The sequence below is a fragment of the Saccharopolyspora oryzae genome (genome assembly GCF_027853915.1).
Classification (GTDB): Bacteria; Actinomycetota; Actinomycetes; order Mycobacteriales; family Pseudonocardiaceae; genus Saccharopolyspora; species Saccharopolyspora oryzae.
Genome location: NZ_JAQGLA010000024.1, coordinates 38,579 through 57,685, shown reverse-complemented (window position 1 = coordinate 57,685; position 19,107 = coordinate 38,579). Strand labels below are relative to the sequence as shown.

Below are 19,107 nucleotides of genomic sequence, written 5' to 3'. Positions count from 1 at the left end.
ACCTGCGGAAACGGAGAGCTCTTCTAGACGTCGCTGCGGTCCAGCGTTGTTCCGGTCCACGTCGTGTGGGTGCAGGCGATGCCGTGGCCGCTCCGGGGGCGGAGGACGTCGTAGATGTGCATCTTCGGGATCTTCGGCGAGACCCCCCAGCCGCTGGGCCAGGTGATCAGCCAGTCCATGTCCAGGTCCACCAGCAGGCCCAGCATGCGCGCGATCGTCGGGTCGTCCAGGCGCTCGAACGCCTCGTCCAGCAGGACCAGGCGCAGCGGGCCCCGGCCGTCGGAGGACACGCTGACCGCGTCGTAGAACGCCGCTGCCGCGGCGAACAGCGTCACGTAGGAGATCAGGCGCGTTTCGCCGGAGGACAGCTGGCGCAGGCGCCGCACCCGCGGCTTGCTGTCCGGCCCGGTGTCGCGGACCCGCACGGTGAACGCGAACCACGAGCGGTAGTCCAGCGCGCGGGCCAGGATCTCCGCGTAACCGCCCGAAGTGCTGTCCCGCTCGGCCTCGATGAGGTCGGTGAACACCCGCCGCAGCAGGGCGTCCTGGTCGTCGCTGCGGTCGGCGAACGGGGTGCGCACCAGGTCGATGGCCTGCTTGATGTCCTCGCCGAGCGCCGCCGACGGCTGCCAGTCCAGCTGGACGTGCACGCCCTGGCTGGAGCGGGCGCCGTCGAGCACCTCGTTCATCCGCTTGCACAGGTCCTCGGCGATGGACATCTGCCCGCGCAGGCGTTCGGCCAGGTCGCGGATCAGGTAGTCGGCGAAGATCGACTGGTAGCGCTCGTTGAGGTAGCCGCGCTGCTCGCCCAGCCGCTCGCCGACCCGGCGAGCCGCTTCCGCGACCGGCTGCGGGCCTTCCTCGCCGGTGACGGTCACCGTGAGCAGGCCGTGCTGGTCGGCGGCGGTGATGTCGTAGTTGCCGCTCAGCGAGTGCTGCAGGGTCTGCAGCCGGTTGAGCACGGTGGCCTCCGACGATCCGCGCCGCTCGGCGCCGGTGAGCAGCCCGGCGGCCTCGTCGAGGTCGGCCGGCATCTCCTCGGCGACCTCGGCCGCCGACCACAGACCGGGGATCCGCAGCGCCTGCTGGAAGATCTCGGTGGCCGACGACGCGTCCTGCTCGCGGCCCGGCAGCTGCGATTGCTTGTTCTCCAGCTGGGTTTCCAGCCGCGCCGCGGCCTCGCGCAGCGAGCTGATCTGCTCCCGCGCCTGCGGCAGCTGCTTGCGCAGCTCGGCGCGTTCGCGCTCGAACGCGCTCACCTTGTCGGAGATCTCCTGCGCCTCGCCGCCGACGGCCTCGGTCAGCTCGGCCAGGCCGGTGGCCTGCTCGGCGTACGCGGCGCAGCGCTGCTCGGCCTGCGCCTCGGCCTCCATCCGGTCGGCGATGGCGACGTCGTGGTGCAGCGAGATGTCCTGCAGGTCCGCCAACGTCGGCAGGCAGCGCGACTCGATCGCGTCCCGCAGCGCATCGATCCCGCTGCGGGCGTCGATGGCCGCGCGGTGCGCGGCGTCGAGGGCCCGTGTATCGGCGGGCAGGTCCGCCTCACCGGCCGAGCGGACCAGCTCGGCGTGCGCGGCCTGCCAGCGCTGGTCGGCGCTTTCGTGCTGCTCGCGCAGCTGCACGACCTTCTGCTCGCTGTCGGCCGCCGCCTCGATCGCGGTGGTCAGCTTGGCGTGCGCGGTGAGCAGGTCGCCGTCGTCCGGGTAGGACTCCAGGTGCTGCTCCAGCTCCGCGGCGTGCTCGCTGGCTTCGCGGTGCCGCCGCTCGCCGTCGCCGACCTCGGCGCGCAGCCGCGACAGGTCTTCCTCCAGCTCCGCGATGCGCCGCGCGCGGGCCGCTTCGCGGGCGCCCGCTCCGACGTACTCCGCGGCGTCCTTGCGCCACGAGCCGGACAGCACGCCGGCGCGCCAGGTTCCGGTGACCGACACCGAAAGTCCGGCGCTGCCATCGGTCGACACCGCGGACAGCAGCGCCGCGACCCGCTCCGGCGGGATCGGGCAGCCGGTCACGGTGGCGGGGGCGAGCAGGTCGGCGAGGGTGCCGCCGGTGCTCGGGTCCGCGGGCTCGGCGAGCAGGTCGGCCAGGCCGGGCACCGCGCCGTCGGCGGTGACCCATGCGTTGAGCAGGCCGCTGGACTGCAGCGCCGCTTCCAGCCCGGCCCGGTCGGCCGCGCTCACGGACGGCTGGAAGTCGACCAGCTCGTAGAAGGCGCGGCCCTGCGCCGGATCCCGTTCGGCGTCGGCCCAGCCGGGGCGGCTCGGGGTCTGCTCGTGACCGGCGCGCAGCTCGGCCAGTTCCTTCTCGCGGATGCGGGAGTCCGCGCGCAGCTCGGAGATCTCCTGCTCGACGGCGGAGACCTGGCGGCGCGCTTCGTGCAGCTGCGGACGCGCCCAGCGCCGGGCCTCCTCGCGGGCCTGCCGGGTCGCGGTGCGGTTCTCGGCGAGCTCGTCGGCGGCGGGCGGTTCCGGCGCCGGTTCCTCCACAGTGGACGGCCACTCGGCGGCCCACTTCTGCGCGCGCTCGACCCAGACCGCGGCCGCGTCGGCGAGTTCCTGCTGGGCCTGGTTGCGCCGCCCGGCCGCTTCGGTCGAGGTCAGCTGCGCCTGCCGGGCCTGCCGCTGCAGCTCGGCGACCTTGTCCTGCTCGGCGTCCAGCTCCACGGCCTGCTGGTGCAGCGCCAGCGTCAGAGCCGAACGCTGCCGGGACTCGGCGGCGATGTGCTGCGAATTGTCCACCACAGCACGGAATTCCGCGGCCAGCGCATCGGCGTCGAGCTGCGGTGCGACGGCGCGCTGCACGGCCTGCGGCGCCGCGTCGGGCTCCGGCGAAGTGCGCACCTCGGCCTGCTCGGCACGCACCTCCGCGACCGGGATCGTCGGCGGCTTCGGCACCAGCGAACCGTCCAGACCAGCGGTGGACAGCTGCTGAGCCGCCCGCGCCGCCGCCTGGCCGGCGGCCTCGGTGTCACCGGACAACCGCCGAAGCATGCCCACGACCGACTCCGCCGACCGGTTCTCCTGCGCGCGGTGCTTGGCCGCGGTGTCCAGCGCGGAAACCGCCGAGCTGCGGGCGCTTTCGACCAGCTGCTCGCGATCGCGCAGGTTCTGCAGCTCGGAGTAGGCGGGGTGCGAGCGCAGGGCGTCGATGCTGGACTCCAGCTCGGCCTCGCGCTGCTCCAGCTCGGCGATCGTCTGCTGCGCCGCCTCGCGGTCCTGCTGCTTGCCGGCGACCTGCTTCTCCAGAGCGGCCAGCTCCTTGCGCAGCGCCCGGAGCTTCTGCTGGGCGGTGCGCATCGCCTCGGCCCGGTCGCGCAGCGCGCCGAACGCGTAGCCGGAGTAGGTCGACAGGAACGCGGTGAGCGCCTTGTCCGCGCCGGTGAGCCGGACGATGTTCTCCCGGATCGACTCCAGGTCGTCGAAGGAGGTGGCCAGCCGCTCGATCAGGCCCGGATCCAGCGGGGGCAGCGCGTCGGAGAGGATCTGCTCCAGCTGCCCCTCCAGCACCTTCAGCCCGACGTCGGGGTTGCGCAGCGTGCGCTGCAGGTGCAGCAGGTCGCCGTAGCGGGCGGCGGGCACGCCGTAGACGGTGGCCGCGACCTTGGCGCGGAACGCCTGGTCGTCCAGCACGCAGTCGGCGCCCAGCAGGTCGCGCAGCTGCGCCGAACCCAGCGGCACGCGGTCCGCGCCGACCAGGTACAGGTTGATGCCGACCCGGCGGCTGGTGATGAACCGCCACGAATCGCTGATCGACTGCGAGGTCTTGGACGCCTTCACGCCGACGCCGCAGGTCAGGAATTCCTCGCCGCCGTCGGGGGTTTCGCGGCGCAGCTCGATCCAGGCGTAGCCGATCCGGTTCGGCCCGCCCGGGTACTCGTCGAGCATCAGGCGCCGGATGCTGACCGTGTCGAAGCCCTTGGAACCCAGCTGCCGCAGGTCGCCGTCCAGGCACAGCGGCAGCAGCAGCTCCAGGGTCCGGGACTTGCCGGAACCGTTGGTGCCCTGGAAGATCGCCCGCCCGCCGTCGAGGTCGAAGGTCGTCTCGGCGTACTGCCAGATGTTGACGATCCCGCCGCGGTGCAGCCGCCAGCGGTTCGCCGCGGGCTCCGTGCTTTCGTGGCTCACCGCTGTTCCCCTCGCATCTCGTCGAACATCTCGTCAAACAGGGACCAGCCCTCCGGCTCGGGGGCGGGTGGCGGCTCCGGTTCCCGGTTGGTCGCCGGAGTGGCGTCCGGCTGCGGCAGCCACCGGTGCGCGGCCGGGCTGAGCAGCCAGCTCCCGTCGGCCTCCTGCAGCAGGCCGAGCCGCCGCAGCAGCCCGACCACCGAGTGCACCAGGTCCTGGTGGTCCTCGGTGGCCTGCCGGGACCACGCGGCGGGGTAGGCCTCGACCAGGTCCCGGCACACGTCGGTGAGGTCCTGCCAGGTCACCGGGTGCTTGCCCGCGGCGTCCGGGTCCGATGTGGACAGCAGCTCGGGCAGCGCCAGCAGCGCGATCCGGGCCACCGTGCCGGGACCGGGGAAGGCCAGGTCGCTCAGGTAGTCCTCCGGGTCGCAGACCACCACGCCTTCCGCGCGGCACTCGCTGACCAGCCCGAAGAACCGCTCCAGCAGCCGGGATTCGCGGGTCACGCGCTCGCGCAGCCAGCTGGACTGCTCGGGCGGGAGGTCGTCGTAGAGCACCACCGGGTCCTCGACCAGCCGCCGCCGGACCGCGTGCTCCAGGTTGCGGGGCCCGGCCGCGCAGGCCAGCTCGATCAGCTGCTCGGGGCTGCCGGCCTCGGCCAGCGGGCCGGCCACGAGCTGTCCGAGCAGGTCGGTGTCGATGGTGATCAGCGCTTCCGCGGACGACTCGGCGGTGACCGACCCCTCGGTCTCGGTGATCACGCCCAGCGCCACCAGCTGCCGCAGCGCGGCGGTCAGCGCGCGCCGGTCCGCCGGGTCGTCGACCACCGCGATCTCGGCCTCCGCCGCCGCGGCGCGCACATCGCTGACCAGGCGCGAGAGCAGCACTTGGCGGCCGATGCCGGTCAGCGCGGCCAGCGTCAGCGCCAGGTAGGCGTAGCCGCGCGGGGTCAGCGACGCCTCGCCGCGGGTGGCGTCCTCACCGGTGCCCGCCTTGTACAGCCGGGCGAAGCGGCGCTCCACCACCAGCCGGTAGCCCAGCAGCGAGGAGAACACCTCCTGGAGCACCGCGCGCTGCCGGTAGATCATCGGCAGCAGGTCGCCGTCCGTGCCGTCGGCGCGCAGCAGCGGACGGCGCAGCAGCACCCGCGCGCAGCGGACCACGTTCGCCGCGTCGATGTCCGGGAGCTCGTCGAAGGTCGTCGTGCTCATCGGGCGGTCTCCTGCTCTTCCGGGATCGCGCCGTCCCCGGCGAGTTCCAGCACCGTGTCGCGCAGCACCAGCACACCGGACGCGCTGGCGATCTCGGTGTGCTGGCCCTCCACCGGGCGCACGGTGACGCGCAGCCGGTGCACCGGGTCGAGCGCGGTGCCCTGCTCGTCGGAACCTTCGCGCTGCGCCATCGCCAGCGTCAACAGCTCGCACAGCACGCCCAGGGCGTCGGAGGAGAGCTGCTGCTCGGCCAGCCGCGTCCCGGCCGAGGCGAGCTCGGCCACCGCCGCGCTGCGCTTCTGGTCGGCCTCGCGGGCTTGGGCCAGCAGGGTTTCCTCGGTCATCGGGTCGTCGAGCACCCGCGACGTCCGGCCCCGGGCACCGCGGTCGCCGCGGCTGCGCACGCTGACCGTGACGTCGAGCACCGGGCCGTCGCGCCAGGAGACCTTGTCGTTGTCGGTGTCGTAGTCCGGCGCCGGCTGCAGGTGGCGGGCCGAGTGCAGCCCGAACGCCGACGAGTACAGCCGGTGCGCGGTCGCCTCGTCGGCACCGTCGAACCACTTCGCGAGCTTCAGCAGCTCGCCCCGGCGACCCGGGACCAGCCCGCCGCCGGAGGTGGCCCGCTTCACGCTGGCCAGCAGCGAGCCGATCGCGCGGGCGGTGGCCTCGCGCAGCGCGGCGACCTGGCTCGGACGGCCGGGGGAGTCCACGAACCAGTCGGTGAGCTCCTGCCAGTCCGCCGCGGTGCGCCCGCGCGCCCGCTCCACGTCGGTGCCCAGCTGGTCGGCCGGTCCGAGCAGGCGCAGCAGCTCGCCGCGGACCCCGGCCAGCCCGGCCAGCGACCCGGCGATGGTCTCGGTGTGCCGCAGCACGTCCTCGACCACCATCTGGATGTACTCGACCAGCAGGTTGCGGAACCCGGAGATCTCGTCCGGCGCCAACTGGTGCCGGGTCACCACCTGGCCCAGGTAGGCGTAGAAGTCGCGGACGGTGGCGGCCAACTCCGCGTGCTGCAGGAACACCGTGGTGACCTGCTCGGCGAGCCGCTCCCGCGCCACCCGCGCGGTCTTCGCCCGCGGATCGCGGCTCTCGGCGGTCAACGCGTCCGACAGCGCCGTGCCGATCCCGGCCAGACCGCGGTCGATGGCGGGCAGCAGCTCGCGGGACACCTCGCGCGCGCCCTCCGGCACCCGCAGCAGCGCGTCGACGTCCCGCTGCACGCGGACCGCGAGCTTGCTGACCTGGTAGCGGACGCTGCCGTGCTGGAACTCGGCGATGCTCGACGCGATCGTCTCGCGGCGGCCCACCACCAGGTTGCCCCACTTCACCAGCCGCTTGAGGCGGTCGATGACGGTGTCCACATCGGACTCGCCGGGCGCCACCCGGCCCTCCCGCTCGGCAGCGGCCAGCGCCGCGCCCACCTCGCCCGCGGACAGGTCCGCCAGCAGCGTCGAGGTGAACAGCCGCATGATCGCCAGGTAGGTGCGATGCTCGGGCGCCTGCAGGTAGGCGAACAGCTGCAGGCGCTGCCCGTCGTCGCGGGTCTGCTCGAGAGCGTGCGCAGGCACGTCCGCCGCGGTACCCGCGACGCCCGCGCGCAGCACATCGGCTTCGTGGTCCGGGGCCGTCACGGTCCGCCACGATATCCGGTGGGGCGGACACGGCCGGTCACCTGGCCATGCGGTGATCGCGCGCACCGGCCGCCGGGTAGCGTTTCGGGCAGTTTTGCGGCGTGATCGATCTGGAGGGGACAGCACCGGTGAGCGCGGGACGGGCGGTCGGACTACTGCTGGGCGTGGCTGCGGACGCGGCACTCGGCGACCCGGAGCGCGGACATCCGGTAGCGGCCTTCGGCAAGGCCGCGCAGGCCGCCGAGCGGCTCCTGCACCGCGACCAGCGCTTCGCCGGGGTGATCTACACAGGTGTGCTGGTCGGCGGCACTGTCGGGCTCGGCGTGGTCGCGCAGCGGCTGTCGCAGCGCAGCCCGGCGCTGGAGGCGGCGGTGACCGGCCTGGCGACCTGGGTGGTGCTCGGCGGCGCGTCGCTGGCCGACGAGGGCACCGCGATGGCCCGCCTGCTCGACGCTGGCGAGGTCGAAGCTGCCCGCGAGCGGCTGGGCAACCTGTGCGGCCGCGACTCGGCGGTGCTCGACGGCCAGGGCCTGGCGCGCGCGACCGTCGAATCCGTGGCGGAGAACACGTCCGACGCCGTGGTCGCCCCGCTGGTGTGGGGCGCGGTCGCGGGAGTCCCCGGGCTGCTCGCCTACCGCGCGGCGAACACGCTGGACGCGATGGTCGGCCACCGCTCCGCTCGCTACCGCAACTTCGGCTGGGCGTCCGCGCGGCTGGACGACGTGCTCAACTTGGCGCCCTCCCGCCTGGCGGCGGTGCTGACCTCGGCGTGCGCACCAGTGGTCGGCGGCTCGGCCAAAGGCGCGTGGCACACCTGGCGCCGCGACGCCTCGGCGCACCCGAGCCCGAACGCCGGGCAGATCGAGGCTGCCTTCGCCGGAGCGCTCCAGATCCGCCTCGGCGGCCGGACGGTCTACGGCCACGTCGTGGAGCAGCGCCCGGTCCTCGGCGAAGGCCGCACGGCCGATGCGGGCGACGTGACCCGCAGCGTCGAGCTGTCCCGAGTCATCGGCACCGTGACGGGCGCCCTGGCGGCCGGTTTCGCCCTGGCCCGAGCGATCCGCCGAACCCGCCGCTGACCCCCTCGCCCAGCTCCGCCGTCCGTCTCCGCCGCAAATTCCATTGAAATCGAAGGTCCGATTTCAATGGAATTTGCGTCCCACCCGGAGCGTCACCCCTTCGGTGGGTGGAGTCCGCAGTTTCAATTGAAACTGTGATTCGCCGTGGGTGGGGTTTGCAGTTTCAATTGAAACTGCGGTGTTGACCTGGCCCGGACGGGTGAAGCGATAGGGGTCAGGTCTTGTTGGTGGCGTGGCCCTCGGCGTCCTCGGTCGGGGACGGGGCTTCGCGTTCGGCTGCTTCGCGTTCGCGGCGTTCGTCTTCGGCGATGGCTGCGGCGACCGACATCTTCTTGCGGCGCACCGGCGCCTCGGACGGCTTGGCGTCGTCGGTGGCCGCGTCGTCCGCGTCGCGCCAGGCCGGGCGGGCGCCGGGGCGGAGTTCCGAGTAGATCAGGTACGCGACGGCGATGACCGCCATGACGCCGAAGGCGATCCACTGCAGCGCGTAGGAGAAGTACGGGCCGGCTTCCAAGCGGGGCAGGGGCAGCGGTTCGAGGACGCCGGGCTGGTTCTCGTTGAGCGAGAAGTAGCCGGGCCGCATGGCGATTCCGGTGCCCGCGGCGACGGTCCCGGAGTTCACCGCGTACGCCCAGCGGTGCCCGTCGTGGTCGAACAGCGGGCGGTTCTTGCTGTCCACCTCGTCGCTGCGGACCCGCGCGGTGAGGGTCTGCTCGCCGGGCGGCGGCGCGTCGTAGGCCGGGGCCCGGGTGCCGTCGACCGGGCGGATGTAGCCGCGGTCGACCAGGACCGTCGTGCCGTCGTCCAGGCGGAACGGGGTCAGCACCTCGAACGCGGGCTCGCCGAGCACGGTCCGCTGCCAGCCCAACGTCTCGCCTTCGGGCAGGTACTGGCCGCGCAGCAGCACTTGGGACCACTCGGTGCGCTGGTCCGGTGCTTGCCCGGCGGGCAGCACCTCGGCCAGTTGGCGCGGTGGGGAGTGGAAGGACTCGGAGATCGCGTTGTTCCGGGTCTGCGCCTCGTCGCTGCGGCTGAACTGCCAGGGGGCCAGCACGGTCAGGCACAGCGTGGTGAAGACCGCGACCAGCGCGATCAGGCCGAGCCAACCAGGTCGCAACAAGAACTTCAGGCGCACACCCCTACCGTAACCGAGCTGCTCTGACCTGCGGTTTTCGGATGCCGTTGCCCGGTGGCGAAGGATGGCGCGCACTCGCGTCTTAGCAGGTCAGCCGACCCCCGGTTCCGTTATGGACGAAATGTCCGAAGGTGCTCGTGGGTCGGGAAGGGGCTCAGGCGGCTCGGAGGGCCGAGCGGGCCGCACGCGTGGCTTGGGCTGCGTAGCCGGTGCCGAACAGGACCGCGTGGACCAGGAGCGGGAACAGCTGGTGGAGCGCGATCCGCTCGCGCCAGCCCGCCGCGAGCGGGTGGGACTCCTGGTAAGCGGCCACGATGCGGTCCAGGTGGGGGCAGCCGAACAGGTGCAGCATCGCCAGGTCGGTCTCGCGGTGACCGCCGTGCGCTGCCGGATCGATGAGCCACGCCCCCTGAGCACTCCAGTGGACGTTGCCGCTCCACAGGTCGCCGTGCAGGCGCGCGGGAGGCTCGGCCGGCCCCGCCAGCTGGTCGATGTTCGCGCAGACCTGCGAGATCACCGCGCCGTCGGCCGAGCTCAGCGTGCCGGCGTCCACCGCCTTCCGGAGGTAGGGCTCGATCCGGTGCTGGGCGTAGAAGGTCGGCCAGTCCGGCTCGGGCTCGTTGCGCATCGGCGCCAGACCGATCCAGGCATCCGCCGGGCCGCCCGGAGGCGCGGCGCCGAAGGCCGGTGCCCCGGTTGCGTGCAGCGCCGCGAGGCCGCGCCCAAGCTGCTCGGCTGCTGCCGCCGTCGGCGCTGACTCCGCGATGTGCTCGGTGACCAGCCAGCGCTCGGTGCTCCCGAACACCTCGGGCACCGCGACCACGTCGGGTTCGGCGAGCCAGGCCAGGGACGCCGCCTCGGCCTCGATGGCGCCGGGCATCGTCGCGGGCGCGGTCTTGGCGAACACAGCCGTGCCGTCCTCGAGGCGCACCGCGAACGCCGCCGAGGTGTCCCCGCCGCCGAGCTGCCGCACCTCCACCGGCGCCCGGCCGGTGATGTCCGCGACCGCCGCCCGGGCCTCGTCGCGCATCACAGCCGCTCGCGCACCCAGTCGAGCAGGCCGGGCATCGCGGCCTCGACCATCGCCAGCACGTCGTCGAAGCCGTTCGGCCCGCCGTAGTACGGATCCGGCACCTCGGCGCCGTCCTCCGACGACGGGTCGAAGGAGCGCATCAAGCGGACCTTCGACGGGTCGTCGGCCAGGCGGCGCACCGCGCGCAGGTGCCCGGCGTCCATCGCCAGCAGCAGGTCCGCGCCCAGGTGGTGGTCGTCGATCTGCGCGGCGACGTGCTCGGTGGGGTAGCCGTGGTCCGCGAGCACCTTCGCGGTCCGCGGATCGGCGGGTTCCCCGGCGTGCCACGGCCCGGTCCCGGCGCTGGAGACCTCGACCTGCCCGTCCAGCCCGGCCCGGCGCAGCTGTTCGGAGAACACGAGTTCGGCCATCGGGGAGCGGCAGATGTTGCCGGAGCAGATGAAGGAGATGTGCACGTCCACCGAGGGTACGGGCGGCTCGGCCGGTGGAAGTCGAAGGGCGCACGGTCGATGTCGAGTCCTGGTTAGACTGCCGTCGATGAGCAGCGGGCACGATCGGGATTTGTTGCGCCACCACGGCGATGTGGACGCCGAGCACGGGCTGCTCGACTTCGCGGTCAACGTCCGCCTGGACCGCCCGCCGGCGTGGCTTCGCCAACGCCTCGCGGCGGCGCTGGACGGCCTCGGCCGCTACCCGTCGGCCGCCGACGACCTCGCCGCTCGCGCCGCTGCCGCCGCCCGCCACGGCCGCGACGCGGACGAGGTCCTGCTGCTCGCGGGCGCCGCGGAGGGCTTCGCCCTCCTCCCGTCGCTGCGCCCCCGCTTGGCCGCCTTGGTGCACCCGTCGTTCACCGAGCCGGAGCTGGCGCTGCGCACGGCCGGTGTCGAGGTCACCCGGGTCCAGCTGGATCCGGCCGACGGCTACCGGCTGGACGCCGACGCGGTGCCGGAGCAGGCGGACATGGTGGTGCTGGGCAATCCGACCAACCCGACGTCCGTGCTGCACCCGGCGGCGGAGATCCGGCGGCTGCTGCGGCCGGGCCGGATCGTGGTCGTCGACGAGGCGTTCACCGACACCACGCCGGGCGAGCCGGAGTCGCTGGCGGGCTGCCGCGAGCCGGGTCTGCTGGTGTTGCGCAGCTTGACCAAGATGTGGGGCCTGCCCGGGCTGCGCGCCGGGTACGCGCTGGGTGCGCCGGAGCTGCTGGCCGAGCTGGGCCGGACCCGCCCGCACTGGCCGATCAACTCGCTGGTGCTGGAAGCGGTGATCGCCTGCTGCGAGCCGTCCGCGCTGGCAGAGTCGGAGCGGGCCGCGGCGGAGTTCGAGGAGCACCGGGCCGGGTTGGTCGCCGAGCTGGCCGCGATCCCGGGGTTGCAGGTCGCCGAGCCCGCGCGGGCGCCGTTCCTGCTGCTGCGGGTGGACGACGGCGAGCAGGTCCGGGAGGAACTCAGGGCGCGGGGGGTGGCCGTGCGGCGCGGTGACACCTTCCCCGGCCTGACTGCTGACCACCTCCGGGTCGCGGTGCGCGATCCGGAGCAGAACGCCTTGTTGGTCAAGGCTTTTCGCGATGTTCTGGGATGGGGGTGAACCGGTGGCGGTTCGGATTCGGGATGTGGTCGAGGCCCTGGAAGCGGCCTACCCGGTCGGTCTGGCGGAGAGCTGGGACGCGGTCGGCCTGGCGTGCGGTGACCCGGACGCCGTGGTGCAGCGGGTGCTGTTCTGCGTCGACCCGGTCGAGGCCACTGTGGACGAAGCGGTGGATTTCGGTGCGCAGCTGCTGGTTTCGCACCACCCGCTGCTGCTGCGCGGTGTGCACGGCGTGCCCGCGAACGACCCCAAGGGGCGCATCGTGCACCGGCTGATCCGCGGCGGCATCGGCCTGTACTGCGCGCACACCAACGCCGACAGCGCGGTGCAGGGCGTGTCCGACGCGCTGGCCGCAGCGATCGGCCTGACCGTGACCCGCCCGCTGGCCCCGCACGCCGAAGGCGCGGACACCGGGCTGGGCCGCATCGGCGAGCTGCCCGCGGCCGAGCCGTTCCGCGACTTCGTCGCCCGCGTCGGCCACAGCCTGCCGACCACGGCGTGGGGCGTGCGCGGTGCCGGTGATCCGGAACGCCCGATCCGCACCGTGGCGGTGTGCGGCGGTGCCGGCGACTCCTACCTGGCCACCGCCGCGGCGGCCGGGGTCGACGCCTACGTGACCGCTGACCTGCGGCACCACCCGGCCGGTGAGCACATCTCGCGCGCGGACGTGCCGGGCACCCAGGTGCCGGCGCTGGTCGACGTGGCGCACTGGGCGAGTGAGTGGCCGTGGTGCCAGCAGGCCGCGGACATCGTGGCCGCCGCGCTGCCGGATACAGTCGAAGTCCTCGTTTCCACCCGCCGAACCGACCCGTGGACGCTCCACGCCGGTGCGGCATCAGACCCAGGGAGGGCGCTGGCGTGAAAGCCGACCCCGCCGTGCAACGACGGCTGCTCGATCTCGCGGACGCCGACGCCGAGCTCAACCGCGTTCAGCACCGCCGCCGGTCGCTGCCCGAGCTGGAGCTGATCGGCGCCGCCGAGCGCGAGGTGCGGACCAAGCGCGATGAGCTGGTGGTCGCCGAGACGGCGTTCAGCGATCTGGACCGCGAGGTCAAGCGCCTGGAGAACGAGGTCGAGCAGGTCCGCAAGCGCGAGCAGCGCGACCGCGACCTGATGGCCGCGGGCGCCTCGGCCAAGCAGCTGGAGGACCTCGAGCACGAGCTGCAGACCCTGGCCCGCCGCCAGGGCGTCCTGGAGGACGAGCAGCTCGAGGTCATGGAGCAGCGCGAAGCCCTCGAGACCAACGTGACCAAGTCCCGCGAGGCGCTGGCCGAGTCCGAGGAGAAGCTGCGCGAGGTGCAGGAGCGCCGCGACGAAGCCCTCGCCGGGTTCGAGTCCTCGCAGGCCCGGCTCCAGGGCGAGCGCGACCTGATCGCCAAGGGACTCCCGGAGGACCTCCTGGCGCTCTACGACCGCATCCGCGCGAAGGGCGGCGTCGCGGCCGGGCTGCTGCAAGGCGCCCGCTGCGGCGCGTGCCGGATCGAGCTGGACCGCACCGCGCTGAACGAGGTGCGCGAGGCGGCGGCCGACGACGTGGTCCGCTGCGAGGAGTGCGGCGCGATCATGGTGCGCACCGGGGAGTCTGCGTGACCTCGGCTGTGCTGGTCGAAGCGGACGGCGGTTCGCGCGGCAACCCCGGTCCCGCGGGCTGCGGGGCCGTGGTGCGCGATGCGGCCTCCGGCGCGGTGCTGGCGGAGCGCTCGATCAGCCTGGGCGTCACGACCAACAATGTCGCCGAGTACCAGGGGCTGATCGCCGGGCTGCGCGCGGCGGCGGAGCTGGGCGCAGCCGAGGTCGACGTGCGGATGGACTCCAAGCTGGTCGTCGAGCAGATGGCCGGTCGCTGGAAGGTCAAGCACGCGAACCTGCAGCCGCTGGCCGAGGAGGCCCGCGGCCTGGTCGCCGGGTTCGGGCGGGTGAGCTTCGAGTGGATCCCGCGAGCGGAGAACTCGCACGCGGACCGGCTCGCCAACGAGGCGATGGACCGGCAGGAGGGCGGCTCGCCCAAGTCCGAGGAACCCACGTCGAGCGCTCGGACCCGGCCGGCCGGCTGGACCGGTGCCAACGGCACGCCCACGCGGATGTTGCTGCTCCGGCACGGTCAGACGCCGATGTCGGTGGAACGGCGCTACTCCGGGCGCGGTGACGTCTCGCTGACCGAGCTGGGGGAGCGGCAGGTGCGCGCGGCGGGCAAGCGGCTGGCCGCGATGGACGGGGTGATCACGCCGGACGGCGTGGCCCCGGTGATCGCTTCGCCGCTGACCCGCACCCGGCAGTCCGCGCAGGCGGTCGTCGACGCGACCGGCAGCGAGCTGCACTTCCACGACGGTCTGCTGGAGACCGATTTCGGCGAGTGGGAGGGCCTGTCGTTCAAGGAGGCCTCCGAGCAGTTCCCGGAGCTGCACGGCAAGTGGCTCGGCGACCCGAGCGTCGTGCCGCCGGGCGGGGAGAGCCTCGACTCGGTCTACCAGCGGGTCCGGGCCGCCCGCGACGACCTGGTGGCGCGCTACGCGGGCCGCACGATCATCGTGGTCAGCCACGTGACCCCGATCAAGTCCCTGCTCCGCCTCGGCCTGGGCGTGGGACCGGAGATGTTCTACAGCCTCCACCTGGACCTGGCCTCGCTGTCCATCGTGGAGTTCTACCCGGACGGCCACTCCTCGGTCCGCCTGGTCAACGACATCTCCCACTGGCAGTAGTTGCCTCGTGAGCACTTCGGGGTGCCATAGCGCCCCGAAGTGCTCACGAGCCATGAGCTGCTGAACTTCCCCCGCTGCTGAAGCAGGAGCGGCCCGAGCGGAGTCCGGGCTGCGGTCCCCTAAAACAGGTATGGACCATTGACACCTGTGACGCGGGTTACTAGCGTCCCTGAAACCGTATGGGAAGTTAACGGTTAGGGGTGCTGGTGGCGCGGGAGTCAGGTGCGGGGCGGGACGGCAGTCCTCGGTTGCTGCGGGAGATCAACGATCGGGCCGCGATCGAGGCGATGCTGCGCCGCGGCGCGCTCACCCGGGCAGAACTCGAAGCCGCCATCGGACTTTCGAAGCCCGCGACCGTGTCGCTGCTGGCCCGGCTGGAGAAGGCCGGGATGGTGCGGCGCGGCGAGATGCGCGGCGGGAACCGCGGTCCGGCCGCGCAGATGTGGTCGGTCAACGGCGATCTCGGGCACGTCGCGGGTGCCAGCCTGACCCCCGACGAGGTCGACGTGGTGATCGCCGACATCACCGGCGAAGTCCACGTGGAGCACCGAGGTGCCCTGCCGTCCGGCGCTGGTGCGCCCGAGGCGTTCGCCGCGGCGATGGCAGAGGCCGCCGGGCGCATCGGACTGCGCACCGATCAGCTGGCCGAGGTCGTCGTCGGTGCCCAGGGCGGTGTGGACCCGGCGACCGGTCATCTCGGCTTCGCCCCGCACCTGCCCGGTTGGGAGGGCTTCGACGTGCCCGGCAGGCTGCGCGAGTCGCTGGGCACCGACGTCACCGTCGACAACGACGTCAACCTCGTCGCGCTGGTGGAGATGACCAACGGTCGCGCCCGCGACGTCCGCGACTTCGTGCTCGTCTGGCTCGGCGACGGGCTCGGCGCGGCGGTGGTGATCGACCGCGTCCTGCACCGCGGCGCCACCGGCGGTGCCGGTGAGATCGACTGGATCCGGGTGCCCGACCGGGCCCACCGGGACACCGGCGTCGACCGGACAGGCGACAGGCTGGGCCGGCTCCTCAGCCACCGCTCGATCAACGAGCTCGCCCGCGCGCACGGGATCAACGCCCGCGACGCCATCGCCGCTGTCCGGGAAGCCCGAGCCGGCGCCGGGCAGGAGTTCCTCGCGGACCTGGCGCGCCGGGTGGCCACCGGTGTCGCCGGCGTGGTCAGCGTCCTGGACCCCGAACTCGTGCTGCTGACCGCCGAGATCGCGCAGGTCGGCGGCCCGGAGCTCACCGACCTGGTGACCGCGGAACTGCACCGCCTGGTGGTGCCGCGAACCCCCGTCGAACTCGCGCGGTGCACCGACGACGCGGTGCGCGCGGGTGCGCTGCAAGTCGCTCTCGGGATGGCCCGGGAGCAGCTCTTCGGACTGCCCGTCACGGCGGTGGGAGTCCGGTCTGTCCCGCACGACCAAGTCGAGTAGGAGGCGCGATGAGATCGAGGTTCCCCGCCCGCGCGAGCAGACGCGGGCTGTTGGCCCTCGCGACCGCGGCGACCGCGCTGGTGGCCGCGTCCTGCACCGCCGGGTCCACATCGGACGGTCCGCAGCCCGCGCCGGGTCCCGACGAGCAGGTCACCATCACCGTGTCCAGCCAGTTCACCGACCGCGAGCTTGACGTGCTCAACCGGGTCCTCGACGGGTTCCACGCCCAGCACCCGAACATCACCATCAACAGCCAGGGCAACCAGGACGACGACAAGATCACCCAGGCCATCCGCGGCGGCAACCCGCCGGACGTGGCGATCTCGGCGGAGACCATCAACCTCGGCCAGTTCTGCTCCAGCGGCGCCTGGCAGGACCTCGGCCCCTACCTGCAGCGCGACCGGGTCGACCTGGACCAGATCGTCGAGGTGTCCCAGAAGTACACCGAGTTCGACGGCAAGCGCTGCGCGATGCCGCTGCTGGCCGACGTCTACGGCCTCTTCTACAACACCGACGCCTTCGCCCGCGCGGGCATCACCCAGCCGCCCAAGACCATGTCCGAGCTGACCGACATGGCCAAGCGCCTCACCGAGTTCAACCCGGACGGCTCGATCAAGGTCGCCGGCTTCCTGCCGGTGCTGGGCTCGCAGGCCAACCACCCGTGGAACTGGGCGCCGCACTTCGGCGCGGAGTGGATGGACCAGCAGGGCAAGTCGGTGCTGGGCCAGGACCCGGCCTGGCAGGAGATGTACCGCTGGCAGAAGGAGCTCGTCGACTTCTACGGCTGGGACCGGCTGGTGCAGTTCACCTCCGGGCTCGGCCAGCAGTACTCCGCCGACAACGCCTTCCAGAGCGGCAAGATCGCGATGATGATCGACGGCGAGTACCGCACCGGGTTCATCGAGGACACCACGCCGGACCTGCGCTACGCCACCGCGCCGTTCCCGGTCGCCGACGCGAAACCCGAGCTCTACGGCACCGGGTTCGTCACCGGCACCATCATCGGCATCCCGCGCGGAGCCGAGAACGCCGGCGCGGCTTGGGAACTCGTCCGCTACCTGACCACCGACACGAACGCGCTGGTGGAACTGGCCAACGGCCTGAAGAACGTGCCGACCACGACCGCAGCGCTGCACGACCCGCGGGTGGAGACCAGCGAGCAGTACCAGACCTTCCTCGACCTGTTCGACAACCCGCAGCTGGTGCCCAGCCCGCCGAGCCCGAACGGCAGCGCCTACATGAAGTCCACTGAGGACTTCTCGGTGAAGTGGCAGAGCGGCCAGGTCGGCGACCTGGGTGCCGCGCTGCGGGAGCTGGACGGCCAGATCGACGCGGCCAAGGCGCTCGGCGGCAACTGATGGCCGTGACGCTCCAACGCGCGGCCCGCGCCCGCAGAACGCGTCGCCGCTTGCAGGTGGTGGCGTTCATGTCGCCGTGGATCATCGGGTTCACCGTGTTCTTCGCGTACCCGCTGCTGGCCACCGGCTACTTCTCGTTCACCGGGTACGACCTGCTCAGCCCGCCGGAGTGGGTGGGTCTGCGCAACTACGCCTACCTGCTGTTCGGCGACCCGGTGGTGCGCATCGCGGCCGCGAACACGCTGTGGCTGGTCGTGGTCCTCACGGTGCTGCGCGTGGTGTTCGCCCTCGGGGTGGCGGCGGTGATCGCCCGGCTGCGGCGCGGGGTCGGGCTGGTCCGCACGCTGTGCTACCTGCCCGCGCTGGCCCCGCCGGTCGCCGCCACGCTCGCGTTCACCTTCCTGTTCAACCCCGGAACAGGGCCGGTGAACGGGCTGCTCGGTCTGCTGGGCATCGACGGGCCGCTGTGGTTCAACGACCCGGCGTGGGCCAAACCGGCGCTGACGCTGCTGACGTTGTGGGGCAGCGGCGAGCTGATGATCATCATGCTGGCCGCGCTGCTGGACGTGCCCCAGGAGCTGCACGAGGCGGCGGCGCTCGACGGTGCCGGTCCGGTCGGCCGCTTCCGGCACGTCACGATCCCGTCGATCGCGCCGGTGCTGCTGTTCGGCGTGGTCAACTCGATCATCTTCTCGCTGCAGTACTTCACGCAGGCGGTGGTGGCCGGGTCGGTGGCCTCCGGGCAGGCCGAGGTGGTGGGCAGCAGCAAGGTCCTGGGCTATCCGGACAACGCGACGCTGACCTTCCCGGCCTGGCTCTACCAGCAGGGATTCCACTACTACAACATGGGTTACGCCGCGGCGATGGCCGTCGTGCTGTTCGCGTTCTCGCTCGGTTTCACCGCCCTGCTGATCCGCCGGATGCGCGGCGGCACCAACGCCGAGGAGGTGGGCTGAGTGACCGCCGTGCTGAACCCCGATCGCGCTGATCTCGTGCGGTACCGCCGGAATCGCCGGCTGAACTGGATCGCGGTGCACAGCCTCGGGCTCGCGCTCGGGGTGGTGTTCCTGCTGCCGCTGGTGTTCGTGCTCCTCACCGCGGTGATGTCCGACCAGCAGGCGCTGACCGCGAACCTGTGGCCGCAGGAGTGGCACTGGGAGAACTTCGCCCAGGTCTTCGTGCAGGCGCCGATGCTGCGCTTCCTGCTCAACAGCCTGCTGTACTCGGTGCTGGCCACCGCGTTCATGCTGGTCTCCAGCATCCCGGTGGCCTACGCGCTGGCCAAGCTGCGCTGGCGCGGTCGCGGCGTGTCGTTCGTGCTGGTGATCGCGGCGATGATGCTGCCGCCGCAGGTGACCGCGGTGCCGCTGTACATCCTGTGGACCCGCTTCGAGCTCACCGGCACGCTGTGGCCGCTGATCATCCCGCACCTGTTCGGCGACGCCTTCAGCATCTTCCTGCTGCGGCAGTTCTTCCTGACCATCCCGCGGTCCTACGTGGACGCGGCGAAGGTGGACGGCTGCTCGGAGTTCACCGCGATGCTGCGGATCGTGCTGCCGATGGCCCGGCCGGGCATCGCGGCCGCGGCGATGTTCTGCTTCCTCTACACCTGGAACGACTTCTTCGGCCCGCTGCTCTACGCCGGGGAGAACCAGCAGTCCTGGACGCTGTCGGTCGGGCTGGCCTCGTTCCGCGGCATGCACCGGGTGGAGTGGAACCTGACGATGGCCGCCACGGTCCTGGTCATGCTGCCGGTCATCGTGCTGTTCCTGTTCGCCCAACGCGCTTTCGTCCGCGGCATCACCTTCACCGGAGTCAAGGGGTGA

At 72.4% G+C, this 19,107-nt stretch carries 15 protein-coding genes; 9 read left to right on the top strand and 6 right to left on the bottom strand.

Annotation, left to right across the window (positions count from 1 at the left end):
- Nucleotides 1-23 precede the first annotated feature (23 nt).
- From OU415_RS17060 to OU415_RS17050, 3 genes are read right to left on the bottom strand one after another with little or no spacing between them, the layout of a single operon-like run.
- Nucleotides 24-4,121: a TIGR02680 family protein gene (locus OU415_RS17060; protein ID WP_270949807.1), complete on the bottom strand. Its 4,098-nt coding sequence runs from the start codon at nt 4,119-4,121 to the stop codon at nt 24-26.
- Complete coding sequence (locus OU415_RS17055) at nt 4,118-5,332, bottom strand: TIGR02678 family protein (RefSeq protein WP_270949806.1); 1,215 nt, start codon at nt 5,330-5,332, stop codon at nt 4,118-4,120. The genes OU415_RS17060 and OU415_RS17055 overlap by 4 nt, the downstream gene beginning before the upstream one ends.
- Nucleotides 5,329-6,900, bottom strand: coding sequence for a TIGR02677 family protein (locus tag OU415_RS17050; RefSeq protein ID WP_408641861.1), 1,572 nt, complete (start codon nt 6,898-6,900; stop codon nt 5,329-5,331). Before OU415_RS17050 ends, OU415_RS17055 begins: the two co-directional genes overlap by 4 nt.
- Nucleotides 6,901-7,091: 191 nt before the next feature.
- On the opposite strand from OU415_RS17050, the gene OU415_RS17045 reads away from it, so the two are divergent.
- Nucleotides 7,092-8,042, top strand: a complete 951-nt coding sequence (locus tag OU415_RS17045; protein WP_270949834.1) for a cobalamin biosynthesis protein — start codon at nt 7,092-7,094, stop codon at nt 8,040-8,042.
- 214 nt (nt 8,043-8,256) lie between these two features.
- On the opposite strand, the gene OU415_RS17040 is transcribed toward OU415_RS17045, so the two are convergent.
- From OU415_RS17040 to OU415_RS17030, 3 genes are all read right to left on the bottom strand, one after another.
- Entirely contained in the window at nt 8,257-9,177 is a 921-nt protein-coding gene (locus OU415_RS17040) for an SURF1 family cytochrome oxidase biogenesis protein (RefSeq protein WP_270949804.1), read from the bottom strand.
- A gap of 154 nt (nt 9,178-9,331) precedes the next feature.
- The gene (locus tag OU415_RS17035) at nt 9,332-10,207 is read right to left on the bottom strand and encodes a fructosamine kinase family protein (RefSeq protein ID WP_270949803.1); all 876 of its coding nucleotides are present in this window, start codon (nt 10,205-10,207) and stop codon (nt 9,332-9,334) included.
- Entirely contained in the window at nt 10,207-10,665 is a 459-nt protein-coding gene (locus OU415_RS17030; RefSeq protein ID WP_270949802.1) for a low molecular weight protein-tyrosine-phosphatase, read from the bottom strand. Before OU415_RS17030 ends, OU415_RS17035 begins: the two co-directional genes overlap by 1 nt.
- Before the next feature lie 82 nt (nt 10,666-10,747).
- Between OU415_RS17030 and cobC the strand changes: the two genes are divergently transcribed.
- From cobC to OU415_RS16990, 8 genes are all read left to right on the top strand, one after another.
- The gene (gene cobC, locus OU415_RS17025; RefSeq protein WP_270949801.1) at nt 10,748-11,797 is read left to right on the top strand and encodes an Rv2231c family pyridoxal phosphate-dependent protein CobC; all 1,050 of its coding nucleotides are present in this window, start codon (nt 10,748-10,750) and stop codon (nt 11,795-11,797) included.
- Nucleotides 11,798-11,801: 4 nt separating this feature from the next.
- On the top strand, nt 11,802-12,659 hold the full coding sequence (locus OU415_RS17020) for a Nif3-like dinuclear metal center hexameric protein (RefSeq protein WP_270949800.1): 858 nt from the start codon (nt 11,802-11,804) through the stop codon (nt 12,657-12,659).
- Nucleotides 12,656-13,387 carry a zinc ribbon domain-containing protein gene (locus OU415_RS17015; RefSeq protein ID WP_270949799.1) on the top strand — a complete coding sequence of 244 codons (732 nt, stop codon included), beginning with the start codon at nt 12,656-12,658 and terminating at the stop codon, nt 13,385-13,387. Before OU415_RS17020 ends, OU415_RS17015 begins: the two co-directional genes overlap by 4 nt.
- Nucleotides 13,384-14,496: a bifunctional RNase H/acid phosphatase gene (locus tag OU415_RS17010; protein ID WP_270949798.1), complete on the top strand. Its 1,113-nt coding sequence runs from the start codon at nt 13,384-13,386 to the stop codon at nt 14,494-14,496. The genes OU415_RS17015 and OU415_RS17010 overlap by 4 nt, the downstream gene beginning before the upstream one ends.
- 206 nt (nt 14,497-14,702) lie before the next feature.
- A complete protein-coding gene (locus OU415_RS17005; RefSeq protein ID WP_270949797.1) occupies nt 14,703-15,923 on the top strand; it encodes an ROK family transcriptional regulator in 1,221 nt (406 codons plus the stop codon).
- Between the two features lie 8 nt (nt 15,924-15,931).
- On the top strand, nt 15,932-17,281 hold the full coding sequence (locus OU415_RS17000) for an ABC transporter substrate-binding protein (RefSeq protein WP_270949796.1): 1,350 nt from the start codon (nt 15,932-15,934) through the stop codon (nt 17,279-17,281).
- Nucleotides 17,281-18,237 carry a carbohydrate ABC transporter permease gene (locus tag OU415_RS16995; RefSeq protein ID WP_270949795.1) on the top strand — a complete coding sequence of 319 codons (957 nt, stop codon included), beginning with the start codon at nt 17,281-17,283 and terminating at the stop codon, nt 18,235-18,237. Before OU415_RS17000 ends, OU415_RS16995 begins: the two co-directional genes overlap by 1 nt.
- A complete protein-coding gene (locus OU415_RS16990) occupies nt 18,238-19,107 on the top strand; it encodes a carbohydrate ABC transporter permease (RefSeq protein ID WP_270949794.1) in 870 nt (289 codons plus the stop codon).

Excerpts from the sequence above, each read along its gene's own strand:
- OU415_RS16995 (WP_270949795.1), top strand. The coding sequence starts at position 17,281 with ATGGCCGTGACGCTCCAACGCGCGGCCCGCGCCCGCAGAACGCGTCGC.
- cobC (WP_270949801.1), top strand. The coding sequence starts at position 10,748 with ATGAGCAGCGGGCACGATCGGGATTTGTTGCGCCACCACGGCGATGTG.
- OU415_RS17035 (WP_270949803.1), bottom strand. The coding sequence starts at position 10,207 with ATGCGCGACGAGGCCCGGGCGGCGGTCGCGGACATCACCGGCCGGGCG.
- OU415_RS17055 (WP_270949806.1), bottom strand. The coding sequence starts at position 5,332 with ATGAGCACGACGACCTTCGACGAGCTCCCGGACATCGACGCGGCGAAC.
- OU415_RS17000 (WP_270949796.1), top strand. The coding sequence starts at position 15,932 with ATGAGATCGAGGTTCCCCGCCCGCGCGAGCAGACGCGGGCTGTTGGCC.